Consider the following 20,394-nt stretch of genomic DNA (forward strand, 5'->3'; position numbering starts at 1 on the left):
TTATGCCATCCCCGATTTACCAGGGATGGTTATGAAGGTTTTAATTACGCTTGATCGCTTAACTCAGGAGTACCTGAAATCTGGAAGCTTACCGAGTAGGTGCGAGCCTCACCATTCGATCCGGTTTCACGGAAGGAAGCAATAACTGCTTCAAATTCTCGAACTAAATCACCTGTGTGTTTGCCTGCCAGTTTGTATTCTCGTGGACCCTGCGGAAATTCACTCGCCCACTCTTCGAATTCGCGAGCTGAAACATTTGCAGCGACATTTTCAGTTGCATACTGAAACACAAAGCCCGTCAACTGCAAGTCAAAGTCCGGCTCTTCCGGCGCAATTTTGATCTTTCCTTTATCGCAGTTCAACGTGATTGTATTAATCGCAAGCCCGTAATCTTTTGACGTCGCACATCCAACCATTACGAAGTTGGGCGAACCTGTGGTGCCTTTGTTCACAAAAAGGTTTACCTCGTTGGACAAAACGGCCTCTTGAACTCTTGCAGTTGATGGCATATTAATTTATTGATGAAGTGTTATTTAATTTGCGCGTAGGCTTCGAATTCAATGACTTTGATACTCATAGTTCCAGTTTCATCGTAATCGTCGGCCGTCTCCTGACCTCTTTGGAATGATATTCCGACATTGCCGACCATCCCCGAGAAGTTGTTTAATATTGATCGTACCAGATCCATTATCTGTACACATTTACCATACTCAACAGCATACACGCCAATCTCGATAGTTCCGCTGTATACCCCGTTATTATTGTCACATGGCATGCTTTGCATCTCGTAAGAGCTCACCCAAATTGCAGGGAAAACCTCTTTTGGCTTAATCACATTTGGCCTTACCCGATCCCCCACAATTGCGGTTAATGCTGAATTGGCCAGCAAAAGCTGTATGACAGATTTGGTAATCATTAAACTCCTATTTGTGGCCAGGTTGATCTAGCCCATGCAACGAATGACTCTCTGTATGCTTTCTGAAAATCTGCTCTTACAAAATCGATTGTAGTATCAAAGGCCCGACCCAAAAAGTTATTAGCTTTGACCGATCCCCGGTTGTATCCTTTTTTAGTTTTACGAACCTTAGTGCCCTTGGTTATAAATGGCGTTCTCCATCCAACTTTGCTACTTCTCTTACTAACGCCGACCAATACACGTGACAATTCTCCTGGCTCCGCCTTTACAACTTTTATCCGGAGATCTCTTCGCGTTGCACCGCCTTGTCTGTATGCATTGGCGTTAACTCCGCGCTTTTTTAAACTGATTCTTTCGCGCCCCATTTTCCCAACCGGAACCTCTGACTGAGCTGCGCGAAACATTGGCTGAGAGGCTTTCCTAAGTGCTGAATTAGCCTTTTGAGTCGGCATAATCATCGCATATTTACCCATCGCCGTTTCCAGCTTTTTCAAATCGTCGGTGTTAATGGTAACCTTCATTACTGAATCAGTTTCGTAACAATTCGAATTCCTTGACGACGCCCTATTTCAGTTGGCGGAGCCGTGATCTCGTAAGTTTGACCATCATGCAAATCTTTAAGCTTCCAGTTTGTTGCTATATTCAGATTTGGTAAGAATCGAACTTCCCATTCCACTCGGGCTTCGCCACTAATTTTATTATCACTCTCCCCTTCATCTTGATTGGATGAACTATCCTTTCTGTGAGCTGGGAAATTGGAATAAACGACTTCAAACTCAGTATTTTCATTATAAGCATCCGCCGAGGCAGAAGGCTTTGAGAATTCAACCCTGCGATCCATCTTACTTGAAAGCAATCTATTATCCGGCATATGGTATTTTGAAATGGTCTGCTAATTTTTCGGACAGGGTTTTCTTTTCAGATACCCCATCACCTCGATTTTCAAATCTTTCAGCTATTCTCGCCCTAATTGCATCAAGCAAAACGGCTGGCACCTGACCATCTGGAAATCCTGCCTTGAATTTAATTTTGTATCGATTAGAGGAGATTTGAGTATTGAACCATTCAATTTCAGATCTGCGTTTGCTAACCTGGATCAACTCATAGTTATTAGAATTAACACCTAAATATCCACTCTCTCCTCGGTACTCAATTGAAGTAATACTTTGTATATAAAAGACGTCGTTAAATGAATTAGGGAGGCAATCAGTGTTCCACTCATAGTTTGAAATCCCTAAGGATAGATTACAATGTGTTTCAACCCAGCTAACCGCTGATTCAATGGCCATCAAAATAACTGAATCCTCCCCATCATAGCCAGGAATATCCATACGAAGCCATTCTCGCGCTTGTCGGAGAGTAACGATATCGTGCGTATACTTTTCAGTTATGAAGGGGAGTGATTTCAATTTTTTATTTGATTGCTTTGGCAAATTTTCTTTCAATCAGATCCTTCGCGGTTTCTTCGCGAACAATCGGCTGCTCACCGACCTCGTGAGCTACCAGAGGATGAAATTTAATGATTTCGATTTGCTGCGTTTTGAACGCTGCTGTCTCTGCTTTGATTTCTGGTTTTTCCATTTTTGGGTATGATGTGGAGCGACGAACCGCTCCGGTTAAAAAAGTCAATTAAAAATTAAGGGCGAGTTGTAATTGCGTCCTTAATACCTGCGAACGATTTCACTCTTGCTGGTTTCATCCCCCAGAATGCATTGGCAGTAACTTCGATAATCGCCTCCTCCTTACGAGTGTAGGGGTCAACAACGTACTCAGTTCCACCCCACATACCAACCAGGAAGTCTGAGAAGTTTCCGAAGAAAATTGGGGACAAATTGGTTCCTGTACCTTTGGTAAGTGTTGATGGCACTACGTTCGATACTACGGCTTTGTGACCATTCAGCTGACCTGTCAAATCCCAAACCGGTGCTCCACTGGTTCCTGTAAAAATCTGAGTGGTTTTTAGGATTGCTTTAACTTTCGAATTAGTTAAATACGCAGGATTTCCTCGATCGTGGTTATATCCTTCAACAAGTGCTTCAAGAGCAACGATATCTTCATAGTCCGGTAGCGCGCCATTTGTACCCAGTGCCAACAAATTGCCGTTGGCCGATGTGATGTACGTCAACAAGATCGCAACTGCTTCTGCATTCATTTTCTGCGATAAAGCCTCGCCAATTGCATTGATTACAAAATTTTGCATGTCGATCGACGACTGAATCAACAATTGCCGCGAAATAGGGACTGTGGTTCCTCTACGGTTTGGCTTAATGCCGACTGTACCCCAAAGAATTTCAGATTTATTCATCTTCTCAATCTCCGTCAATTCCTGGATTGTAGGCACCGTTTCTTGTACTGGAAATTCAATATCACCAGTTAATCCAGTAAGAAATCTAGCTCCAACCTTATCGAGGAAAGTATTGGCTTGTAAGACTTCCAAAACACCTCTTACATCTTTCTGAACAGTTACGCCGCCCTGATCACCAGGATTTGCGGTTTGTAGCGTGACTGTTTGACCGCGTTTTTGCAAAACCGTATCTAAAACTACAATACCGTTACCACTCAGCTTGATTCCGTCAGCCTGTGCGCGAGCCTCAGCAATTTTTTGAACTTCCGCCTCTACCCCGTCTAATGATCGGTTGTCAAGTCTGGCAAGCAGAGCTCTATTCAAATTGTATTTTGAAAAATCACGCTCGTCAGCAGCCGAAGAATCACGATTACCTTCCGATCCTGATCCGACACTTGCAGCACGCGCTCGGGCAAAATCTTCTAAACTTCTTTCCTGAACGATCTGTTTATCCAATGTACGAACTTCGTCCATCAGTCCGGAGAATTTATTGTATTCATCAGTGGTTAGGTTCCGATTTTCGGTTTCCCCAACTTTCTGAGCTTCCTCAGCGGCTGCGAACTTTAGCGCGCGCTCGTCCAGCAAGTCTTTAAGTGTCTTTTTTGCCATTTTGATTGTTGATGAAGTGTAATATGTTTATCGGTATAGTTCCAACTGCATTTTTGCGAAGGTGGACCTGAGTTGTAATTCTTGTTTTTTATGCTCGTTTATGAAATAATCGAAAGATCGCTTGGCAACCTCTGTAGATGTTGTTAGGTATGCCGGCATTGAAACTGGCCCCCATTCATAGACTACATCAATCTTGCGTACATAGCGGATAATATCACCGTTGGGCTCTTCAACCCACTCATCCCCTCCTCGCTCAGCAACACTGAACATAAACGAGCTGCCAGTCACATCGCCTCGTAAAATAGGCGCGATAACAATATCCTTGGTAGTCTGATTATCAGGTGGCAAAGTATCGTATTCCATAGCCTCAGCAGTTACGGTGAAGCTTGTGGTCTTATTTCTAACATTTCCCAGAATATGATTCATATCGTGATTAAAGCACGATATCGCATCACTCATATTTGCGCTGTCCAAGGCTCTCGGATCAATAATTTCATAAAAGAATCCGAGTTTACGTGAGCGCTGGTTAAACACAATTCCCTTTCCTGGAATATGCCAAATTCCCTCAGTGCTCTGAACTGCTCTTACCTCGCTATGATTCTGTGGAAGTACTCTCTTTTCCTGTACCATTTTTATTTTGTTCGGATAATCTTACTTCATCAATTATATCCAGCGGCATCATTGCGCCTTGTATGTACGAGCGAGCGCCTACTCCCCCTGGAAGCGGTTTCATGTCATCAAAACCGCGTACCTCATCAATGGTATATATCCCATTAGTTACCATTTTCGCATAGTACTCGCCCTGGGATTTTAGATCACCTCTAAGAAATGACTTAAATAAATGGCGGGTAAATATTCCTGCTAATATCTCGTCCTTACGGAAGCATTTGTAATTAAATTCTTGTTCGATCTGGGTAGCGATTGGAGCGTAAACAGTATTTGTTACGCGAATAAACATCTGCTCAACACCTGTTCCCCAGCTTGTGTCTCCCGAAGTGTCGCCTATCATCGAAAGAGGCAAATTGAACATTTGAGCTACATCACTGGATGATTTGCTAAAAAGCTCCATCAATTGAGATTCGACGGGTGGCCTGCCCACATTATGCCACTTTACGCCCGGCCCCAGCACAGTAAATCCAAAGCCTCCCCCATCTGCACCCTGTAATGATTCTATTATTCTTTGCTTATAAATCTTTGCCTTCTCTGCATCATTGCCTGCATCCGGAGTTTCGAGCATCCCCCCCATGAAGGTTCCCTTTTCGTAATATTTTTGAGCAAATTCCTTAGCGAGAAGATCTATTTTAATTGTTTGACACTGCCAATTAATGATTGAATGCCCAACATTCCCATCAAAACTTAGATCTCGCAGAAAAATAACATCATCCTGAGATAGGTTTTTTCTTTTGCTTGGAATTTGAAAGAAATACCTGTCAGTCTCATCATCATGCAATATTGTAACGTCTTGGGATGCATATGGAATGATTGATACCACATTCCGAAATAGGTCGCGTCTTATTTCTGCGACGGCCCATCCATAAACAAGCCAGTTCGTTATCAGCGCTCTTCTAGCGATGAAAGATGACATATTTTCATTGAATCGTGTGCTTAATGTGTAGTAGGCTGGATGGTCATAATACTTTTCACTACCCTCAGCACCACTGTCACGGTATACTGTATACGGTATTGACGCCATCACATTGGATATGTGTTTTACACATCCAAAAAATGTGGATATGCCCATAGCATTTCTGGCCGTAACATTAGCAGACAAGCTTTCCAGTCCATATTGTTTGAGCAAAAAAGTAGCTGCATCCATCGCCGGCGTGGTGGTGATGGATCTTTCCTCAATATTAGTCTGTAAAGGTGATTTGGAACGTGCAAGAACGTTCTTTAACCAGTTTGCCAAGTTGCTCAATGTTTGATGCAATTTCCAAATTTGAAATCACAAGTTCGGTACTACCAGTACCCTTAATTTCCTACTCTCGCAATTCTACCACTGTGAAAAGCTGTTTTGAAAGACTCAAAAGTGTTGTAGTAGTTTTCAACGTCGTGTTCGATACAAATACTCTCAATTCTGTCGAATGTCCGTCGCAAGTTTTTTCCTTCCGGATCCATCTTTAAAAACAGGTCAATGAAGGTGGTTTTTTTTAGTTGAAGCTGGTTGTTAGCGATTTTCATAGTCGATGATTATTTTAGTAAACTTGGACTTCACTGCTGTGCTTGCGGAGATCATTCCATTCAGAAGACTGAGCTAATGCCATAATCGCGGCAATAATTCCATCGATTTTATCTTTACTCTTAGCTTTGTTCGGCTTTATATTATCGTTTGAATCCTTGTCCAGTGCTACATTGCCCAACATCCATCCGGTAACTGGATTACCGTCATGAACGATATTCCCATTTATAACCAGCTCTTCAAAGAGGTTTGTAGGCGGACTTAAAGATTTGAATCCTTGCCTAAAACTTTGCAGCCTGGGTTGATATTCCCATTTGATCGTTCCATCTTCCTTTTTAGTCAAAGTATAGTGGGTGCCGAGTATGTCTGTTAGTTTATCCCAAAAAAGCTGAGAGCCCCAAGAATCCATTCCAATAAAATTGACACTCCATTCATCACACGCCTCAGCTACTTCATCAATTATGTACTCATAATCAGTCGTTTTGCCCGGTGTTGCACATAAAAATTCATTCTCGATCCAGTCTTTATAGTCAATACCACTCCTAGCTGCGTATTCCGCAGCTTCTTCGGCTACGTAGTACTTGACTCGCAGGAATTTATACTCTGGAAAGTAAAGAGCAAATGCTGAGATATCACTTTTTTGCCCTAAATCAATCCCGCCGTAACAAATAGATCCACGAGGAGGTGTAAAGTCAGGCTGTGCCAACAAGTCCCAAGTTTTCGAGGGAATCCATGTCACATCTGAATCAACCCAAAGATTCAAGTGCTTTGTTTTAAATTCAACCTCTGCTCGTCCATTAGATTTAGCACCTTCATATTCCCCCTGTAAGAAATCGGGACGAACAGAAACACCGTAGTTCGGATTAGCTTTTTCCCACATGGCAGGATTTTCCCAATCATCGCCCTCATCAAGACTGTAAATTATTGAGAATACCCTATCTTGTTTCTGATATCCTTTCAGCGTATCGATACAGCCTTTTCGATATTTGTAACACGGCCCTTGTTTATTGGAACCAGCTGTTGTGATAATAAAAAACAATGGCTGGTCTCTCGCAGCCATACCGGAACGAAGCGATGTTTTAACATCATCAGTTTTGTGGACGTGGTACTCATCAAAAAGCACACAATGAGCATGCTTTCCTTCTGTGTTGTCGGCATCATGAGACACCGCAGACATTCCGGATTCTGTTTTTGGATAATAGAGATTATGTGCCAAGATCCGTAACCTGCTCTTAATAACAGGAGACTTACTTGCCATAGTTTTTGCTCCCTTAAAACAAATATTCGCCTGGTCTCTGGTGTATGCTGCTGCATAAACATCGGCTCCATTCTCCTTGTCCATCATCAACATATACAAACCTATCCCAGCGGCCAGCTCCGTTTTTCCGCATTTCTTTGGAATTTCTACATAAGCTTCTGTAAACCGCCGTAATCCGGTACTCTCAACTTTCCAGCCAAAAACATTGGCGACAATAAAGCATTGCCAGGGCTGCAACTCGAATGGCTTACCCATCCATTTCCCCTTCGTAAAACAAAGCATTTCGAAGAAAGACAAGGCCTTCTGAGCAGCTTTCTCATTAAAAACAAATCCTTTTTCCTTGGCATTCTCTAAGTCTTTATAAAATCTTTCAACTGATAACTTAACATACCCGCCAACAACTTTTTTCCCTGACCGAACATCAGCGGCATAGTCATAAGCTTTCTGCAAAGGGTTTAACATTAACTATCCATATTTTCGAGTTCGGCGAATGGATCTATCCCTTTATCCATAGCCATTTTCACCTTATTGCGGCTTGCCGGCGTCATACCGAACTCTGTTAATAATTTAAGTAGATTTTTCTCTGACTCCACCAAGACGGCATATTTTGGATGTGTCTTTTCAACTTTTGCCCCAACATCAGATGTATAAGAGTAAATATAATCGTCCGTTTTTTTGAATTCTTTTGATAGAATTTCAACACGATTAAATGTCTTGCAAAGTAGGCCAAATGCTACCTCGTCAGTCTCTTTAAGGATATTATTTTCTTGTAAAACCTGGTACCACTTTTCCCAGATCTTCTTTTCTTTGGCTGTCAGAAAATTGCTTGGAGATATCGTAAGGGCATTTTCTATATGCACTCGATCACCATGGCGATCCTCCCGGAATGTGCCTTGTTTCTTTAAAAGCTCCGTTGCTTTTGGATTTCTACCTGCTCCCATTTTCGTTCGGGGAATTTGTTTCTAATTTTGACTTGTTACGAGCCTGTTTGGACAGGCGGTTGCCAAAAAGTCAAGACTTTGACTTTTGACCTACCCCTCCCTTCCGACTTCCAGATGTAGAATTACTACTACGACAAGGAAGTTATTTAATAGACTATTACTGCGTTAGTATCATAGTCAGCACTCAAACCAGTGGCCTTTTTTTGATCAACCGTAGGCGATTCAGGTCCGACCTCCATCAACTGCCCGTCATAGATATCAACAACAGCATAACTTCCTTTGTGATAATATAAACCAATTACCTTCACTTCATTGGTTGTAACTGATCTTTCAATCGATGTTATCAGCATTACCTTACCTGATAACTGACACCTATATACGCTGCACTTCCGTAGGTTTAGTAAATCTAAACCTTTGCTGTTGTACGTACATACATTCTCAGTTGTTCCGTTCTCTAAATTCTCGCTGTTTTCCATTTGTATCCTATTTTTAAATGAAGTGATTATGTGATTTTCTGTAACGGTAATTCAATGATCCTCCCCCAAGGATCTGAGTGATACTGTGGTACATTCTATCGTCACTCAAATATTTATTTTAATGAAATCGATTATTTTTTAAGTTCCTATCCCGTTCCATTTGAACAGGATAGAGTTGAATATTCAATATATGGTTCTCTTATAAAGACCTAGCAACGAACCTGTTAACTAATTAATTCGTTTTTATTATGAACCAAACAATCTACCAAATGCAAAATCTATTTTACCAATTATCAGAGACATTCAAGTCTGCATATCCTGATGTGAAAAATGTTTATGGCATCCATCATGATGGCCGTTTGTTTAATAAATTTCTTCTTCAAAGCTCACCGAGGAGAGAGTTGAAATTAGAACTATCACCTATTGGTCTTCGTGCCTCGTATTACATTCAAGGGACTGGTGCTTTCACCAATTATATGTCTGGTAGCTTAGATATGTTTCCCTCCTTATTAATCGAAAAGTTAGGCGATGACAAATACACTTTAAATACAATTACTGGTAAAACCATCGAAACGGATTGTTTTGAGTGTATTAAACCTATTGTGACCGATCAAATGAAAGATGCGATCAAAATGGGTGTAAATAATTAACTCGTTTTATCTTACCTTCGTCCCTCTACTTAAATGTAGAGGGAGGGTGAGTCATTAAAGAATCTCGGTTTCGGGGTTCTTTATTTTTATTTTACTGATATTGATCCAATTGGTCAAACTTATTGACTCGTCAACAAGGAATAGGCATTCTTACCATGTATTTTAGAATTATGATGATAGCCAATACGATTCGCAAAGCTGGTCAATAGTGAGCAGACATGGGATAGCTGTATTTCATCTGCGAATTCAGGAACCCTCTCTTTAAAACAATTCATTAAAGCGCGACGGTCAAAACTTACGTTCGTTGGTACATTGCCCTCGTCGGCCCACAAATCAAACTCTTTTATTACATCTGATGGCAATTTAGGCGGTCTCTTAAAAGCCTTGGATTTTATTGATGATCCTTCTACCCCCGAACCAATTGCGACAGTTTTGGCTTTGAACATGCCTGAGAAGTTAATGTCTGAACTTAGAGATACAAAGTCAACGTATGAGTTCGCTACTGATTCAGACGTAACGACTTCTAATTCAAGTAAGACCTTCTCGCCTGGCTTCAACCTGGATAAGACACCAGAATTCTGGATGGATGGAAGCCTCGGTACAAGATTAGGTTCAGTGGGTAATTTTCCTCTTATCATTCGATTTATAGTTTATGACGCGTGAATCTGTTTATTCACTGGATCCATCACAACCGGTAATAATACAATCCATCGAGAGCTGACGCTATCGGTGGATGATTGGTTGTTACTACCAGAATCATTGATGAAGTATTTATAATATCAAAAGTAAATAATCCAAAAGATAAAATCTAGTGCTTGGCAGAATAAATAAAACTGAGCCGATATTCGCAAACGTAGAGATTCATACGTTTACTAATATCGGCTCTCTATTCCAAAGGTCATTTTTAAAATCCCGGATCTCCCACCGAGGTAAAATTGAACGAGGTGCCAGGAATAAGCTTATTAATATCAGTCAACTCAGGCGAGTCATTTGGTGCAGATATTGAACTATGAAGCAAGGTAAGCTGTTGCTGTTTGCCCTCTGTTTGCCCCTTTAAAGATTCCGATTGGCTCTTCAATAGCAACTGATACTCACTTTCATATTTTGTGCCGGGTAAAATATATCTACCGGTAGTTCGATCGTAATAGAAGTCACACGCACCCTTCTCTCCAACATAATCAAACTTGACTTTCTGGACGTGTACAGTTACTGTATTCGTCGCCGGGTCAAGATAAACGGTGAATCCGTTATCGGCCTTATTAAAGAAATGAGCGGATCCTGATATCTTGTACAAGTTAGGGACCTCATACTTACCAGTATCCTTCTCCTTGTTCATTTTCGTTGGGTGAGCAATTAGAAAAATATGAATGTACTTTTTCTTGGCGAAGGAAGTTATTTTAGTCAATACTTCACTTATGTATTCAGTCTCAGTTAAACCAGGTGGTCTTTTGTGCTCAATGTAGTTGTATGGGTCAATTACAAGAGAATTTATACCTTTTCGACCAACGAGCTCAGACGCTTTACTTAATATCCCATCAATAGTTGTGTTTACTTCATCGTATTTCATGAAGTAAAAGTGCTCATTGACGAAATCGATGCCAGTATTTAAAACGTCCTCTTTCATTCGATGCGTCCCAATGGTTGGAGATCCAATAAACTTTGTAATTAGCTTTGTACTATGGATTGCAACATCGTTCTCCGGAGAGAAAACGCCAATTCTCCATTTATGCCTGGCTGCCAATCTCACCAAAACCTGATCCACAAAAGTAGTTTTACCGTGACCAGGGATACCGGTAACAATTGTTAACTCTCCTCCCTTCCAGCTGATTAGTTTATCAAATTCCGGATATCCAATCTTAGCGGTTTCCGGGAATCCGTTATGGTAAATATTTAAAACTCGCTCCCTTATCTCATCGTCGATAAATACACCTTCCAAAGGAATCTGTTGGGCATTCTTGTACATCTCACGAACAGCGTTTTCGCCATGCTTTAAAAGGACATCATTCGTATCCTTACAGCCTTCTGGATATTCAATAGTCCAGCATCGCTCGGCCCCAAGTCTCCGAATAAGTTCTGCCCTCAATATTAATCCAGCTTCATCCCCGTCGGTTGCGATCACTATCTTTTTTTTATTTTTAAACGCATCGATACAGTTGTCGAGATATTCAAGTTTCATTGAACCCTTGGAAGCTCCATTAGGCACTGAAATAGAATTAATTATTCCACATTGATACGCTGTTAGCGTGTCGATTTCACCTTCTTGAATATAACACTCGTCAGATTTCACTACGCTGTCGATGTTGTAAAATGTCAACATCGCATCCGGCGTTAGCATAAATCGCTTCTGAACGCCTCTAAATTTCGTATTGGTATGTTTCCCTTGGTAGTAGTAGTTAAAGTTGATACAGACAGAATTCCCGGCCTTTACTTCATCCTTTGCAGGCAGGTAGCTGAATGACTCAGTGACTTTAAAATGGGTTAAAGTCTCGGCCTTGATTTGCCGGGACTTAAAAAAATCAATTACCGCTCGCGAAAGCGGTAATTGCTGAAAAGAAGGAAACTTGTAAACTTTCTGGGGGTACATGGGCTTATATTCGTTCTCTTTTTTTATCACATAATTTACCCCACAATGATGGCAATTCGCTACGCCCTTACCAACATTAACTGAAAGACACTTATCTTTCGAATTCCTCCGGCTTTCGCTGCATTCCGGGCAAAAAGTCTTGGTCTGGTTAACGTTGTAAGGGATAATCAGACCTACTTCATCCCATGATGCAATCAACTTTGTATTTTCCTGCATTTGGTTAAATTATTTACAGCACCAATTTGGGTTTCTGGTATCCTGCCGGAATTTCCGACGGGTTGGCTGGATCGTGCTTGGTCACTTGTTTTGATAGCTCTGAATCATCCAATTTGAATAAACCTTTCCACTGGTATGAAATTGACTTTTCAATCATTTTGATCGCATCCGACTCACCTGCGGAGGATAATTTTGACAGCTGCTGCTTCGCGGCCGTTGGAGTGATTGCGTTTTTGATTTCTTCTTTGTGACTGCACCAGTTATTCCAAGCCTCTTGAAATCTTTCACTCGAAAACGGAAGATCAGCCAATCTGGCATCAAAAGGAACATCGCGCGCCTTTTTAGAGATATTTATATCTCTTTTTTCTTTTTCCTTTCCTTTCTTTTCTTTTCCTTTATTAGTATTACTATCGATATTGGAAGGTAATACGTTCGTATTACCTTCGCTCTTATTCCACCTTTTAGAGACTGATTCCGAAGCCTTTAAAGACTTTTCCTTTCGTTCGTCCAAGCGCCTCTGTACCGAGTTCGAGCTAATAACGCCATTATTGATTTGAAATAAATCAAAGTCATTAATCACACTTTCTATTACCGACGAATCAACCCGTAAATCGTACGCAATACTATCGTAATTCGAAGGTAATACGTTCGAATTTATGTATAGATCCTCAATTATACACCAGTACACGCCAATCCCCAGAATGCCATGTTTTGATAGCAAGTTTTTAATCTTTGGATCTGATCTGGTAGTATATTCGTGAGAGAAATAAAAGGTATTTTTCTTCATACATTCTCAGCCGTATTATCGTCCTCAACCGAATTCCCAGGACTAGAATTAAATTGCGACGGTTTAAGCGTTTGATGTAGATTATGCTGAACAGTTGGATTTTGAAGCCAACACTGCATCAAGATATCTTGGTAAAAATCCAGCGTCATGTAAAGATTCTCATCTTCCTGATCATAATTAGAGCCCATCGCATGCGAGCTGCTGAGGTAGGATGAAATTACACGGGTAATGATTTTGTTAGCTTGCAAGTATTCGTAGGTGCTATCCAAAGAGCTGTGTAGGCGATAAGGAATTTCCAAATCAGCACAATCCTTATCAGTTCCATCAGACTTGCATACAAATCCAAGATTGAGAGCTAGAATAGACTCATTCACGAAAGATACAGCCAGCTTTTTATTGTCCGGAAGATTGGCGAAAGTTTTTGTCGTGTAGTAATGCGCAAAGGTTGCGTTAACCAGTTCGGTCATTTCTATTGCGGCTGAAAGTCTTTCCTCATCAGGTCTTCCGGCGAAATGTGTTTTGTAAAGTACCTGGTTTGAAATGTTTATTTTGATTGTTTGATCCTGCATTTTTGAGTTGTTTATTGATGAAAAAAATAGAAATAACGAAAACGAATATACGCAACACGAAAATGCTGGTTTCAGTAAGTGAAGCCAGGTTGCATGTATAACGACTCCTTTAAAATGTTCGAAAGAAATTGGATTGTTCGGTATGACGCCGGCCAAGTATCGTCAACCTTCAGTGCTTCACGGTTATTGAGAAAGCAGAAAAACACTTCCAAAATAATTTGATTGGTCTCAGCAAATCCACGAGAGGTTTCTGCTAATACTGAAAATTCTTCATGAATTTGAAATTTAGACCATTCCGGTTTCTTGGACACCACATTCTGGATTAATCCATTGAATAGGTCCGATATAGAGGATCTGATTACAAGTATGTGATACTGCAATAGGTCTTCTTTTTCTTTAAAACACTGAGATTGAACAAACCAGATAAATGCCTCATCTAACATTCCTTTTGTCCTCAACAAGACTTCAATTTGATTTTCCCTGGTACTATTAACTGGGAATAGATTATTATTCGTTAGGTCCACATAAACAGTCGAGATTTCTTTATACGCTTCCATGAGAGTTATTTTAGTGTCGATTAATATGTCAGTATTGAAAGAATCTCATCGAAAGGCCTTTTCAATAAGACCATCGCTCTTGCATGCTCTATAAAGTCTGAATACTTTACGAAGCATTCATTAACTTTTAGTTTCTTAACAGCTTCTGTGAATTCCCAGTATTCCTCATATTCCTGTGGTAGGCCCTCATCAGATATCGACTGGTGAAGAAGGGCGCCGAGAAATAAGTAAGGGTCAAAATTGACCTCATTGATATTGACATCATACCCAACCGTCGCATTGACTAAATCCCCGGATTTTAGGCACTCAACGGCGTGTCGGAATTCGGATAACTTAGCAAGCAGGTTTTCACCCTGCTTATTTGCTTTCAACATATCCATCAACACTTCCGATTGTGATAGGTATTGACGATTCGTTCTTTTATGATCCTCCGTAGCATTGTCAAAGAAAAATGAGGTCGATCGAGAATAAGCCTCCTGAAAATTAGCTTTTACTGCTTCTACGGCTGCGGAAATAGATGTTAAATTGATCATGGGATTAAGTTTTAAGGTAGGTAGTATTTTTACATGCGCAATAATTGCCGAGATTAACGGCGTGATCTTCTTTTACCCGGATCCGGAATCACTCTCCCCTTTTCCAGATATTCAACCAGATCTGACTTTTTGAAGTATAACCTTCCTCCGCGGATTATGTGCGGGAGTTTGGTTTTAAGCGTGTAGACGTATGGTTCGGATACATCAAGGAATTCAGCAGTCTTTTTAACAGTGAAGAACGATTCTGCGTCCATTCCGTTTCTATCAGTCTTTGACTGGATGAATTGCGATAGCATCTTCTCTATACTATCCAACTTGTCCAGAGTGATAGCGCCGACGTTAGGGATTTCGTATGACATTGGTTTTTAGTTTGTGGTTGAATGAAGAAGTTGTCGGCATTACCGATAGCAGGTCATATAGTGAACTTGCCGGCTGTTTGACGGTTGGCCGTCTGGATTATATTTAACAGTTCAACAAGATCTTCCCTAAAAAGCACAACCTCATCCCCGTTCTCGGTTTTTATTCTCAGGTAATTACAAACTTCATATGTTGAACCGAAGCCATCTCTCATCCCGCATACGGATCTTTCAATCGTACCGGTCGCTTTTATGGATTCTTTCGACAATGCAAATTGCAATTCCTCGATAAGCGGATCGTTTTCATCCACCTTTGGCACAAATCCCGCCAACTCCGCTATTTCTCCGGCTAGTATAATTGCTTGGGTCGCATTCGCATTTTGCTCGTCCACCTCGTTAAAATATTGATCCTCATCAACGGCATTGTAATCAATCTTTGACTCCTTGAATGCCGTGGCATGATCGTATAGTAACTTTTTGCCGGCCATGACAGCGTCTGTTCCAACCTCCTTTAACAACTCTTCAATTTCGGGGATAACCACTTTCTTTTTTTTCTCGTCATTGGAAAGAACGATATCATTTAAGCCTGCAAGGAGGCCCTTCGTGCTGTCACTTAAAATGACTGAAATTTGAATTTGTCTGGACATAGTTTTTCTGTTGAGGCTTTTGGTGAAAAGCCAGGTTAATAAAATAGATTTTAAAAGATGCGTGAACTTAGTTTAGTTATTTCCTGAGATGCTTAAATAAAATCAGGAAAACCCTTTTTATTATTGCGACAATCGATCCCTGTTATTTTCCGTATTTCTCTGTCAGGTACTTTTGCCCTTCCAATGTTACTTGTGTCTGGAATTGGAGTTGAACCTGTCCGGTTTTTTTATTCCTGTATTGTATCGTGACCATTTTGAAGTAAGTGCCAGCGTATTTGCTGTAAGGCTGATTGATCTTACCGTTAGATTTCATTAAATAGCCATCGTCTCGCAGCTGCTTGAATAACTTGTAAGGCCCCCAGCCTATTATTTTGGCAAAGGCGGAGATTTCAATTGAAGGAGATATTTTCTTCAATTCTGGAATATTTTGAGTTTGTTCTTGATGCATGATGAAGTATTTTGATAATATTGTTCTTATTAGTATCCTACTTAACTTATCGCTAACCAGCATTTGAACCTATCTAATTCAGTGCTTTCAGTTGCAGTATTTAGTTCACATCAAGCTTGTAAATCTAAATATTCTTTCATAGCCAACGCCTTACGAGAATTAAGCTTCTGCTTCGAATCGTCATGTTCCCTAATAATCTCTGTGACTACTTCTAAAAAATGAATTTTATCTTCTTCAGTTGCTTCTGTCTTACCGCATTTCCAATTAGATACGGTAGATTCTGATTTCCTGAATCGTGACACAAATTTCTTTCGCCATCCAGGTAATACCTTCATTTTTTCCATTGCATCTGAAACAATTTCTGGAAATGTTTTTGGATTTTTCATTAGTTTAAAGTTTAACCGTTAAATCATTTATTAAAAAATTTGAAATATTAAAATACTACATTTGAGCCTAAGTATTACACAACTGTAACAAATGTAGTATACATATATTACAAAACAAACAATTTGTCATACTTTTTTACACCTTCTTAATATTTCACTTTCCCGAATCATGTATTTCAGAGATAATGTATTATATATACTTGAAAAGCAAGGCCTTAGCAAATCAGATCTAGCGAAGAGATTAAATAAACCTCGTCAAAATGTCTCAAAATTTTTAAAAAACAATAGTCCTAGCCTGACAACTATTAAAGAATTCGCGGAGGCATTAGGCGTTGATGTTGAGGATCTTATTTCGAAGAAATATATTGATACACAAGATGTTAAAAAAAGTACCCCTCTTCCCCGTCAGACTAGTTCAGATGAACCCTCAAACACACATGAGGGCGGAATAGTTAAGAGAATTAAACAGTATATTGATTACCAAGGCATCAAAATTAGCGCGTTCGAAAAAGAGGTTGGTTTTTCAAATGGGGCATTTGCAAGCCAGGTACGAAATAACAAAACTATTGGATCAGATAAATTAGAAAATATCTTAAAACAGTATCCTCGAATAAGCTCTGAATGGCTTCTGACCGGCGAAGGAGACATGCTTAAAGGATTTGAAGATGCGCCAAAAATAGAAATTTTAAAAAGTGACCCCAGCACTTCAATAGTCGAACTTGGTGAGGTAATCGGCCTGCAAAGTAATTTTTATGTTGTAGTATCTCCTTTAATAGAGAAAAAATATTTTAAGAAATATATTCAAAACTACAATGACAATAAATTTTTAACAAATTTACCAAGGCACGCAGTATCTATTGAAATTGAGGATGTCGAAGCCTATGATTTTGGACCGTATAGATCATTCGAGGTGACGGATGGTGAGATCACTGGAAACGTAACCGATAGTATATCCAATGGTAGCATAGTGACAGCTGTTAAGTTCGACAATAATATTGGCCGATTTTATGTAGCCTCACTTACTTACAAACACCTAGTTTTGGTGATGAAAAGTGGAATCTTTATAAACGCCAATATTACAGCGGCATTCAAAGAAAGCCTAACGTTAGTGCCGCCTATGGCTTACAGTGAATTCGAGCAACATGGACATCTTAAACAATACGGGCAATTTAATATGGGAGACCTAATTGAATTATACGGAGTTGTTGCAATATCAAAGATCATGTAGGTAGTTATTTAATTACGAAATTTTACGACAAAGCTTATTATTGGCCTCCACAGACAAATGGAGGCCAATTTCATTTGTCCACAAAAAAAGCTATCAATGACCTAAAGATTGTATTTGCCGGTTAATAAATTGATCTTTTATTATATCACTTTATGTGTTATGTTACCTATCGTAAACCAAAATACATAATCACATGAAAATAAACTCAGAAAACCAACATGAAATTACGAAGTTAGAAAATTTCAAGAATCTAATCTCTCATATTTTAACCACTGCAAGTTCTGGGCAACAAGAAGAGGTACTTCGAGGCGTTAGGGATTTTTCAATTCACTTATTAAGCAAATATAAATTAAACTACGCATCTAAGGGAGTTAACGTAGGAGCTTTCGAATTCCAGGACGAAATAAAACACTATGGCGATGAAATAAAATTCGCAGTAAGCGAAGAGGAAGAAAGCTTTAACCCTGGATCAAGGCATAAGTTATTTATGAAGCCCATTTCAGCAATGAACGGTTACGAATACCAAAAATTTATTACCGTAGTTGAGGCAAGTAAGCAAACTCCTGTTGAATTACGGATAGTCGATGAAAATGGAGATAATATTATTATCCGTACAATACCATTCCTACCCGACTTTCGTGTGGGACAAACGCTTGATATAAATTTAGATTTGCTTCAATCCCATCCATCTGCTACCGAAAAGAAGGTGGTAAAATCTTATAAGACATGTGAGATACTGAAAATTGGACACCGAATCTTATTTGACGAAACAAAAAATCCATTTGGAGTTTCGTATACAATTCTTATTGATGCAAAACTATTGAGCGCATCAGAAGACTAACCAAAAATTGTAACTGATATAAAGTGCGACCTGCTCAAAGTTGAGCAGGTCGCACTTTATAATTCACTTCATTTAATGATGCCATCTAAATGAATTCAAACGGTCCCTTAGAAGATATTGCATTCCAATTGTTAAAACTGCGGGAGGAAAATTTCCAAATCAAATCAGATATTCAAAAAGTTCTGAACATAGCCGGGGAATCAAACAACCCAGCAAAACCAGTTATATCTAATACATCGCATCCTCATCAAGATTCACTATTCAAGGTATACCTAAATTCATCTGAGGTAAAAAGAATCTTGGAGATTTCACACCCGACACTGCTAGGTTTTGTAAAATATGGTATGCTTAGAAAACACCCCAATGAATTAACTCCTACAAATTGCTTCCTCCTTTCGGATGTGGTATGGATCCGGAATCAGAATGTAAGGGGAGTGAGAGGTCGAAGATGGAACGAGATACTGCGTAAAAGGCAGAGAGAACTAGGCTACTAAATGGCAATCTTAAAAGTAATTACCAAAAATCATGTTTTGGTTTTGTACTCAATTGTAAGAATCCTTGACGACATTACCATCAAACTATTATAAAAACCATTACCCCAAAATGGGGGCTTGCTGAAAATCAGTTAGTTATAATACCCGGAATTCAGGGTTTTATGAATTACACTCCCCAAATTTGAGTTTTGTCTGTATATCAGTCCGTTATCGGAAAATCTGGCAACGGACTAATAGGTTAAGGAGATCCGAAAATTCCGCCGTCCGTCGCAAAACCAGATTTTCTGGTACATGGCTCAGATTTGAGCCATGTACATATTCCCTGAATTCTAGGTAATTGAGAGCGGCCGAAAATCCGACCATTCGAAGTTAAACACCTGCTTTGGAGGTATTGGACCATATTTTCCCAGGCGACAGTTACCCGAAATTTGGGTATCCCTTACTCTCGCTAATGTATTCTTGGATAAGCCAAAGGATCAATCCCCCAATACCATTACTGCTAAAATTATTTAATATATCAGATCTAAATCGATCATTGACTTGAAGCCACATCTCATTATCCTTCAACGATAAAAGTTTATCTATTTCATCAAGGCCCAGAGTGTCTGGTCCATTTTTTAAATAACCATGCTTACCTTGACCATATTTTAAAAGCGACCGAGTAGTATTTGTCAAGCCAGGCACATCTTCCCTTTTAATATCTAATAGATCAGAATTAAATGGATCCGCTTGAAATTCCAAAAAATTACGAAGTGCAGCAAGGTCATCAACATTTATTTCCGGTTCCATAAATCAGTAATAAAAATAATTAAATTATACTCAGTGTGCAACGAGAATCATTGTTAGTTTCATTGTTAGAAAAGAAAAAAGCACTTAACGAAGTTCGCTAAGTGCTTGATTTTCTGGTGATCCCGTTGTGATTCGAACACAAGACCTACTACTTAGAAGGCAGTTGCTCTATCCAGCTGAGCTACGGGACCTGGTAATGATAAAACAGTTGGTGGTATGCAGCAAGCAATTAAAATCGCTTAGTGGTACTGCCAACTGAGTCCTTAATTTATTGTCGGGGAGACAGGATTCGAACCTGCGACCCTCTGGTCCCAAACCAGATGCGCTACCGGGCTGCGCCACTCCCCGATTCATTTGCCCTAATTGCCAGTTTAAATTTACACTTAAAATAACAATTCCAGAACGTACGGCTTACCGTATAAAGAGAAACAGTGTAGAGGAAGCGGGATTCGAACCCGCGGTACCCTTGCGAGTACGGCAGTTTAGCAAACTACTGGTTTCAGCCACTCACCCATCCCTCCGTCTTTCCGTTCTGGGTTGCAAATATAGCGGGTTGTAATTCAAAAAAACAAATGTTTACGAAAAAAAA

At 39.8% G+C, this 20,394-nt stretch carries 29 protein-coding genes and 3 tRNA genes; 5 read left to right on the plus strand and 27 right to left on the minus strand.

Translation table 11 applies throughout. The features are described from left to right. Nucleotides 1-44: 44 nt before the first annotated feature. The 13 genes from AC1XUO_RS26750 to AC1XUO_RS26810 all read right to left on the minus strand — a co-directional run bounded on the left by AC1XUO_RS26750 (nt 45) and on the right by AC1XUO_RS26810 (nt 8,720). The gene (locus tag AC1XUO_RS26750) at nt 45-509 is read right to left on the minus strand and encodes a hypothetical protein (protein ID WP_483332910.1); all 465 of its coding nucleotides are present in this window, start codon (nt 507-509) and stop codon (nt 45-47) included. A 20-nt stretch (nt 510-529) separates the two neighbouring features. After that, a complete protein-coding gene (gp17, locus tag AC1XUO_RS26755) occupies nt 530-916 on the minus strand; it encodes a tail completion protein gp17 (protein WP_483332911.1) in 387 nt (128 codons plus the stop codon). After that, entirely contained in the window at nt 916-1,437 is a 522-nt protein-coding gene (locus tag AC1XUO_RS26760) for a hypothetical protein (RefSeq protein ID WP_483332912.1), read from the minus strand. Before AC1XUO_RS26760 ends, gp17 begins: the two co-directional genes overlap by 1 nt. Further along, complete coding sequence (locus AC1XUO_RS26765) at nt 1,437-1,787, minus strand: phage head completion protein (protein WP_483332913.1); 351 nt, start codon at nt 1,785-1,787, stop codon at nt 1,437-1,439. The genes AC1XUO_RS26760 and AC1XUO_RS26765 overlap by 1 nt, the downstream gene beginning before the upstream one ends. Then, nucleotides 1,777-2,361, minus strand: coding sequence for a head-tail connector protein (locus AC1XUO_RS26770; RefSeq protein ID WP_483332914.1), 585 nt, complete (start codon nt 2,359-2,361; stop codon nt 1,777-1,779). Before AC1XUO_RS26770 ends, AC1XUO_RS26765 begins: the two co-directional genes overlap by 11 nt. Beyond that, complete coding sequence (locus tag AC1XUO_RS26775) at nt 2,330-2,497, minus strand: hypothetical protein (RefSeq protein ID WP_235149651.1); 168 nt, start codon at nt 2,495-2,497, stop codon at nt 2,330-2,332. The genes AC1XUO_RS26770 and AC1XUO_RS26775 overlap by 32 nt, the downstream gene beginning before the upstream one ends. Before the next feature lie 55 nt (nt 2,498-2,552). Further along, nucleotides 2,553-3,869: a phage major capsid protein gene (locus AC1XUO_RS26780; protein ID WP_483332915.1), complete on the minus strand. Its 1,317-nt coding sequence runs from the start codon at nt 3,867-3,869 to the stop codon at nt 2,553-2,555. Nucleotides 3,870-3,896: 27 nt separating this feature from the next. Beyond that, complete coding sequence (locus AC1XUO_RS26785) at nt 3,897-4,499, minus strand: HK97 family phage prohead protease (protein ID WP_483332916.1); 603 nt, start codon at nt 4,497-4,499, stop codon at nt 3,897-3,899. Continuing rightward, nucleotides 4,462-5,775, minus strand: coding sequence for a phage portal protein (locus AC1XUO_RS26790; protein ID WP_483332917.1), 1,314 nt, complete (start codon nt 5,773-5,775; stop codon nt 4,462-4,464). Before AC1XUO_RS26790 ends, AC1XUO_RS26785 begins: the two co-directional genes overlap by 38 nt. Nucleotides 5,776-5,837: 62 nt before the next feature. Continuing rightward, entirely contained in the window at nt 5,838-6,047 is a 210-nt protein-coding gene (locus tag AC1XUO_RS26795) for a hypothetical protein (protein ID WP_483332918.1), read from the minus strand. Nucleotides 6,048-6,061: 14 nt separating this feature from the next. Next, nucleotides 6,062-7,765, minus strand: coding sequence for a terminase large subunit (locus AC1XUO_RS26800; RefSeq protein ID WP_483332919.1), 1,704 nt, complete (start codon nt 7,763-7,765; stop codon nt 6,062-6,064). Next, nucleotides 7,765-8,244: a phage terminase small subunit P27 family gene (locus AC1XUO_RS26805; protein ID WP_483332920.1), complete on the minus strand. Its 480-nt coding sequence runs from the start codon at nt 8,242-8,244 to the stop codon at nt 7,765-7,767. The genes AC1XUO_RS26800 and AC1XUO_RS26805 overlap by 1 nt, the downstream gene beginning before the upstream one ends. A 146-nt stretch (nt 8,245-8,390) precedes the next feature. Next, nucleotides 8,391-8,720, minus strand: coding sequence for a hypothetical protein (locus tag AC1XUO_RS26810; protein ID WP_483332921.1), 330 nt, complete (start codon nt 8,718-8,720; stop codon nt 8,391-8,393). Between the two features lie 248 nt (nt 8,721-8,968). On the opposite strand from AC1XUO_RS26810, the gene AC1XUO_RS26815 reads away from it, so the two are divergent. After that, the gene (locus AC1XUO_RS26815) at nt 8,969-9,370 is read left to right on the plus strand and encodes a hypothetical protein (protein ID WP_483332922.1); all 402 of its coding nucleotides are present in this window, start codon (nt 8,969-8,971) and stop codon (nt 9,368-9,370) included. Nucleotides 9,371-9,489: 119 nt separating this feature from the next. Here AC1XUO_RS26815 and AC1XUO_RS26820 read toward each other — a convergent pair whose 3' ends face one another. After that, on the minus strand, nt 9,490-9,816 hold the full coding sequence (locus tag AC1XUO_RS26820) for a hypothetical protein (protein WP_483332923.1): 327 nt from the start codon (nt 9,814-9,816) through the stop codon (nt 9,490-9,492). On the opposite strand from AC1XUO_RS26820, the gene AC1XUO_RS26825 reads away from it, so the two are divergent. Continuing rightward, the gene (locus AC1XUO_RS26825) at nt 9,815-10,033 is read left to right on the plus strand and encodes a hypothetical protein (protein WP_483332924.1); all 219 of its coding nucleotides are present in this window, start codon (nt 9,815-9,817) and stop codon (nt 10,031-10,033) included. The genes AC1XUO_RS26820 and AC1XUO_RS26825 overlap by 2 nt on opposite strands. Nucleotides 10,034-10,274: 241 nt before the next feature. Here the strand turns inward: AC1XUO_RS26825 and AC1XUO_RS26830 are convergent, their stop codons facing one another. The 9 genes from AC1XUO_RS26830 to AC1XUO_RS26870 form a co-directional block, all read right to left on the minus strand. Beyond that, the gene (locus AC1XUO_RS26830; RefSeq protein ID WP_483332925.1) at nt 10,275-12,170 is read right to left on the minus strand and encodes a bifunctional DNA primase/helicase; all 1,896 of its coding nucleotides are present in this window, start codon (nt 12,168-12,170) and stop codon (nt 10,275-10,277) included. A gap of 13 nt (nt 12,171-12,183) precedes the next feature. Beyond that, nucleotides 12,184-12,957 carry a Lin1244/Lin1753 domain-containing protein gene (locus AC1XUO_RS26835; RefSeq protein WP_483332926.1) on the minus strand — a complete coding sequence of 258 codons (774 nt, stop codon included), beginning with the start codon at nt 12,955-12,957 and terminating at the stop codon, nt 12,184-12,186. Further along, nucleotides 12,954-13,526: a hypothetical protein gene (locus AC1XUO_RS26840; RefSeq protein WP_483332927.1), complete on the minus strand. Its 573-nt coding sequence runs from the start codon at nt 13,524-13,526 to the stop codon at nt 12,954-12,956. The genes AC1XUO_RS26835 and AC1XUO_RS26840 overlap by 4 nt, the downstream gene beginning before the upstream one ends. A 71-nt stretch (nt 13,527-13,597) precedes the next feature. Continuing rightward, complete coding sequence (locus tag AC1XUO_RS26845) at nt 13,598-14,083, minus strand: hypothetical protein (RefSeq protein ID WP_483332928.1); 486 nt, start codon at nt 14,081-14,083, stop codon at nt 13,598-13,600. Nucleotides 14,084-14,103: 20 nt separating this feature from the next. Next, a complete protein-coding gene (locus tag AC1XUO_RS26850; RefSeq protein ID WP_483332929.1) occupies nt 14,104-14,616 on the minus strand; it encodes a hypothetical protein in 513 nt (170 codons plus the stop codon). 53 nt (nt 14,617-14,669) lie between these two features. After that, nucleotides 14,670-14,975, minus strand: a complete 306-nt coding sequence (locus AC1XUO_RS26855) for a helix-turn-helix domain-containing protein (protein WP_483332930.1) — start codon at nt 14,973-14,975, stop codon at nt 14,670-14,672. Nucleotides 14,976-15,028: 53 nt separating this feature from the next. Continuing rightward, nucleotides 15,029-15,619, minus strand: a complete 591-nt coding sequence (locus tag AC1XUO_RS26860; protein WP_483332931.1) for a hypothetical protein — start codon at nt 15,617-15,619, stop codon at nt 15,029-15,031. Nucleotides 15,620-15,761: 142 nt separating this feature from the next. Next, nucleotides 15,762-16,067, minus strand: a complete 306-nt coding sequence (locus tag AC1XUO_RS26865) for a phage antirepressor KilAC domain-containing protein (RefSeq protein ID WP_483332932.1) — start codon at nt 16,065-16,067, stop codon at nt 15,762-15,764. A 110-nt stretch (nt 16,068-16,177) separates the two neighbouring features. Beyond that, nucleotides 16,178-16,453: a hypothetical protein gene (locus AC1XUO_RS26870; protein WP_483332933.1), complete on the minus strand. Its 276-nt coding sequence runs from the start codon at nt 16,451-16,453 to the stop codon at nt 16,178-16,180. Between the two features lie 169 nt (nt 16,454-16,622). Between AC1XUO_RS26870 and AC1XUO_RS26875 the strand changes: the two genes are divergently transcribed. The 3 genes from AC1XUO_RS26875 to AC1XUO_RS26885 all read left to right on the plus strand — a co-directional run bounded on the left by AC1XUO_RS26875 (nt 16,623) and on the right by AC1XUO_RS26885 (nt 19,016). Beyond that, on the plus strand, nt 16,623-17,681 hold the full coding sequence (locus tag AC1XUO_RS26875; RefSeq protein ID WP_483332934.1) for a helix-turn-helix domain-containing protein: 1,059 nt from the start codon (nt 16,623-16,625) through the stop codon (nt 17,679-17,681). Nucleotides 17,682-17,874: 193 nt separating this feature from the next. After that, on the plus strand, nt 17,875-18,522 hold the full coding sequence (locus tag AC1XUO_RS26880; RefSeq protein WP_483332935.1) for a hypothetical protein: 648 nt from the start codon (nt 17,875-17,877) through the stop codon (nt 18,520-18,522). Nucleotides 18,523-18,611: 89 nt separating this feature from the next. Then, the gene (locus AC1XUO_RS26885; RefSeq protein ID WP_483332936.1) at nt 18,612-19,016 is read left to right on the plus strand and encodes a hypothetical protein; all 405 of its coding nucleotides are present in this window, start codon (nt 18,612-18,614) and stop codon (nt 19,014-19,016) included. Nucleotides 19,017-19,433: 417 nt separating this feature from the next. Here the strand turns inward: AC1XUO_RS26885 and AC1XUO_RS26890 are convergent, their stop codons facing one another. The 4 genes from AC1XUO_RS26890 to AC1XUO_RS26905 form a co-directional block, all read right to left on the minus strand. Then, complete coding sequence (locus tag AC1XUO_RS26890) at nt 19,434-19,805, minus strand: hypothetical protein (RefSeq protein ID WP_483332937.1); 372 nt, start codon at nt 19,803-19,805, stop codon at nt 19,434-19,436. Nucleotides 19,806-19,919: 114 nt separating this feature from the next. Next, nucleotides 19,920-19,996: transfer RNA gene (locus AC1XUO_RS26895), tRNA-Arg, on the minus strand. A gap of 83 nt (nt 19,997-20,079) precedes the next feature. Then, nucleotides 20,080-20,153: transfer RNA gene (locus tag AC1XUO_RS26900), tRNA-Pro, on the minus strand. Nucleotides 20,154-20,239: 86 nt separating this feature from the next. After that, nucleotides 20,240-20,326: transfer RNA gene (locus tag AC1XUO_RS26905), tRNA-Ser, on the minus strand. Nucleotides 20,327-20,394 lie beyond the last annotated feature (68 nt).

This window comes from Dyadobacter sp. HNCC25DJ186 (assembly GCF_056895235.1).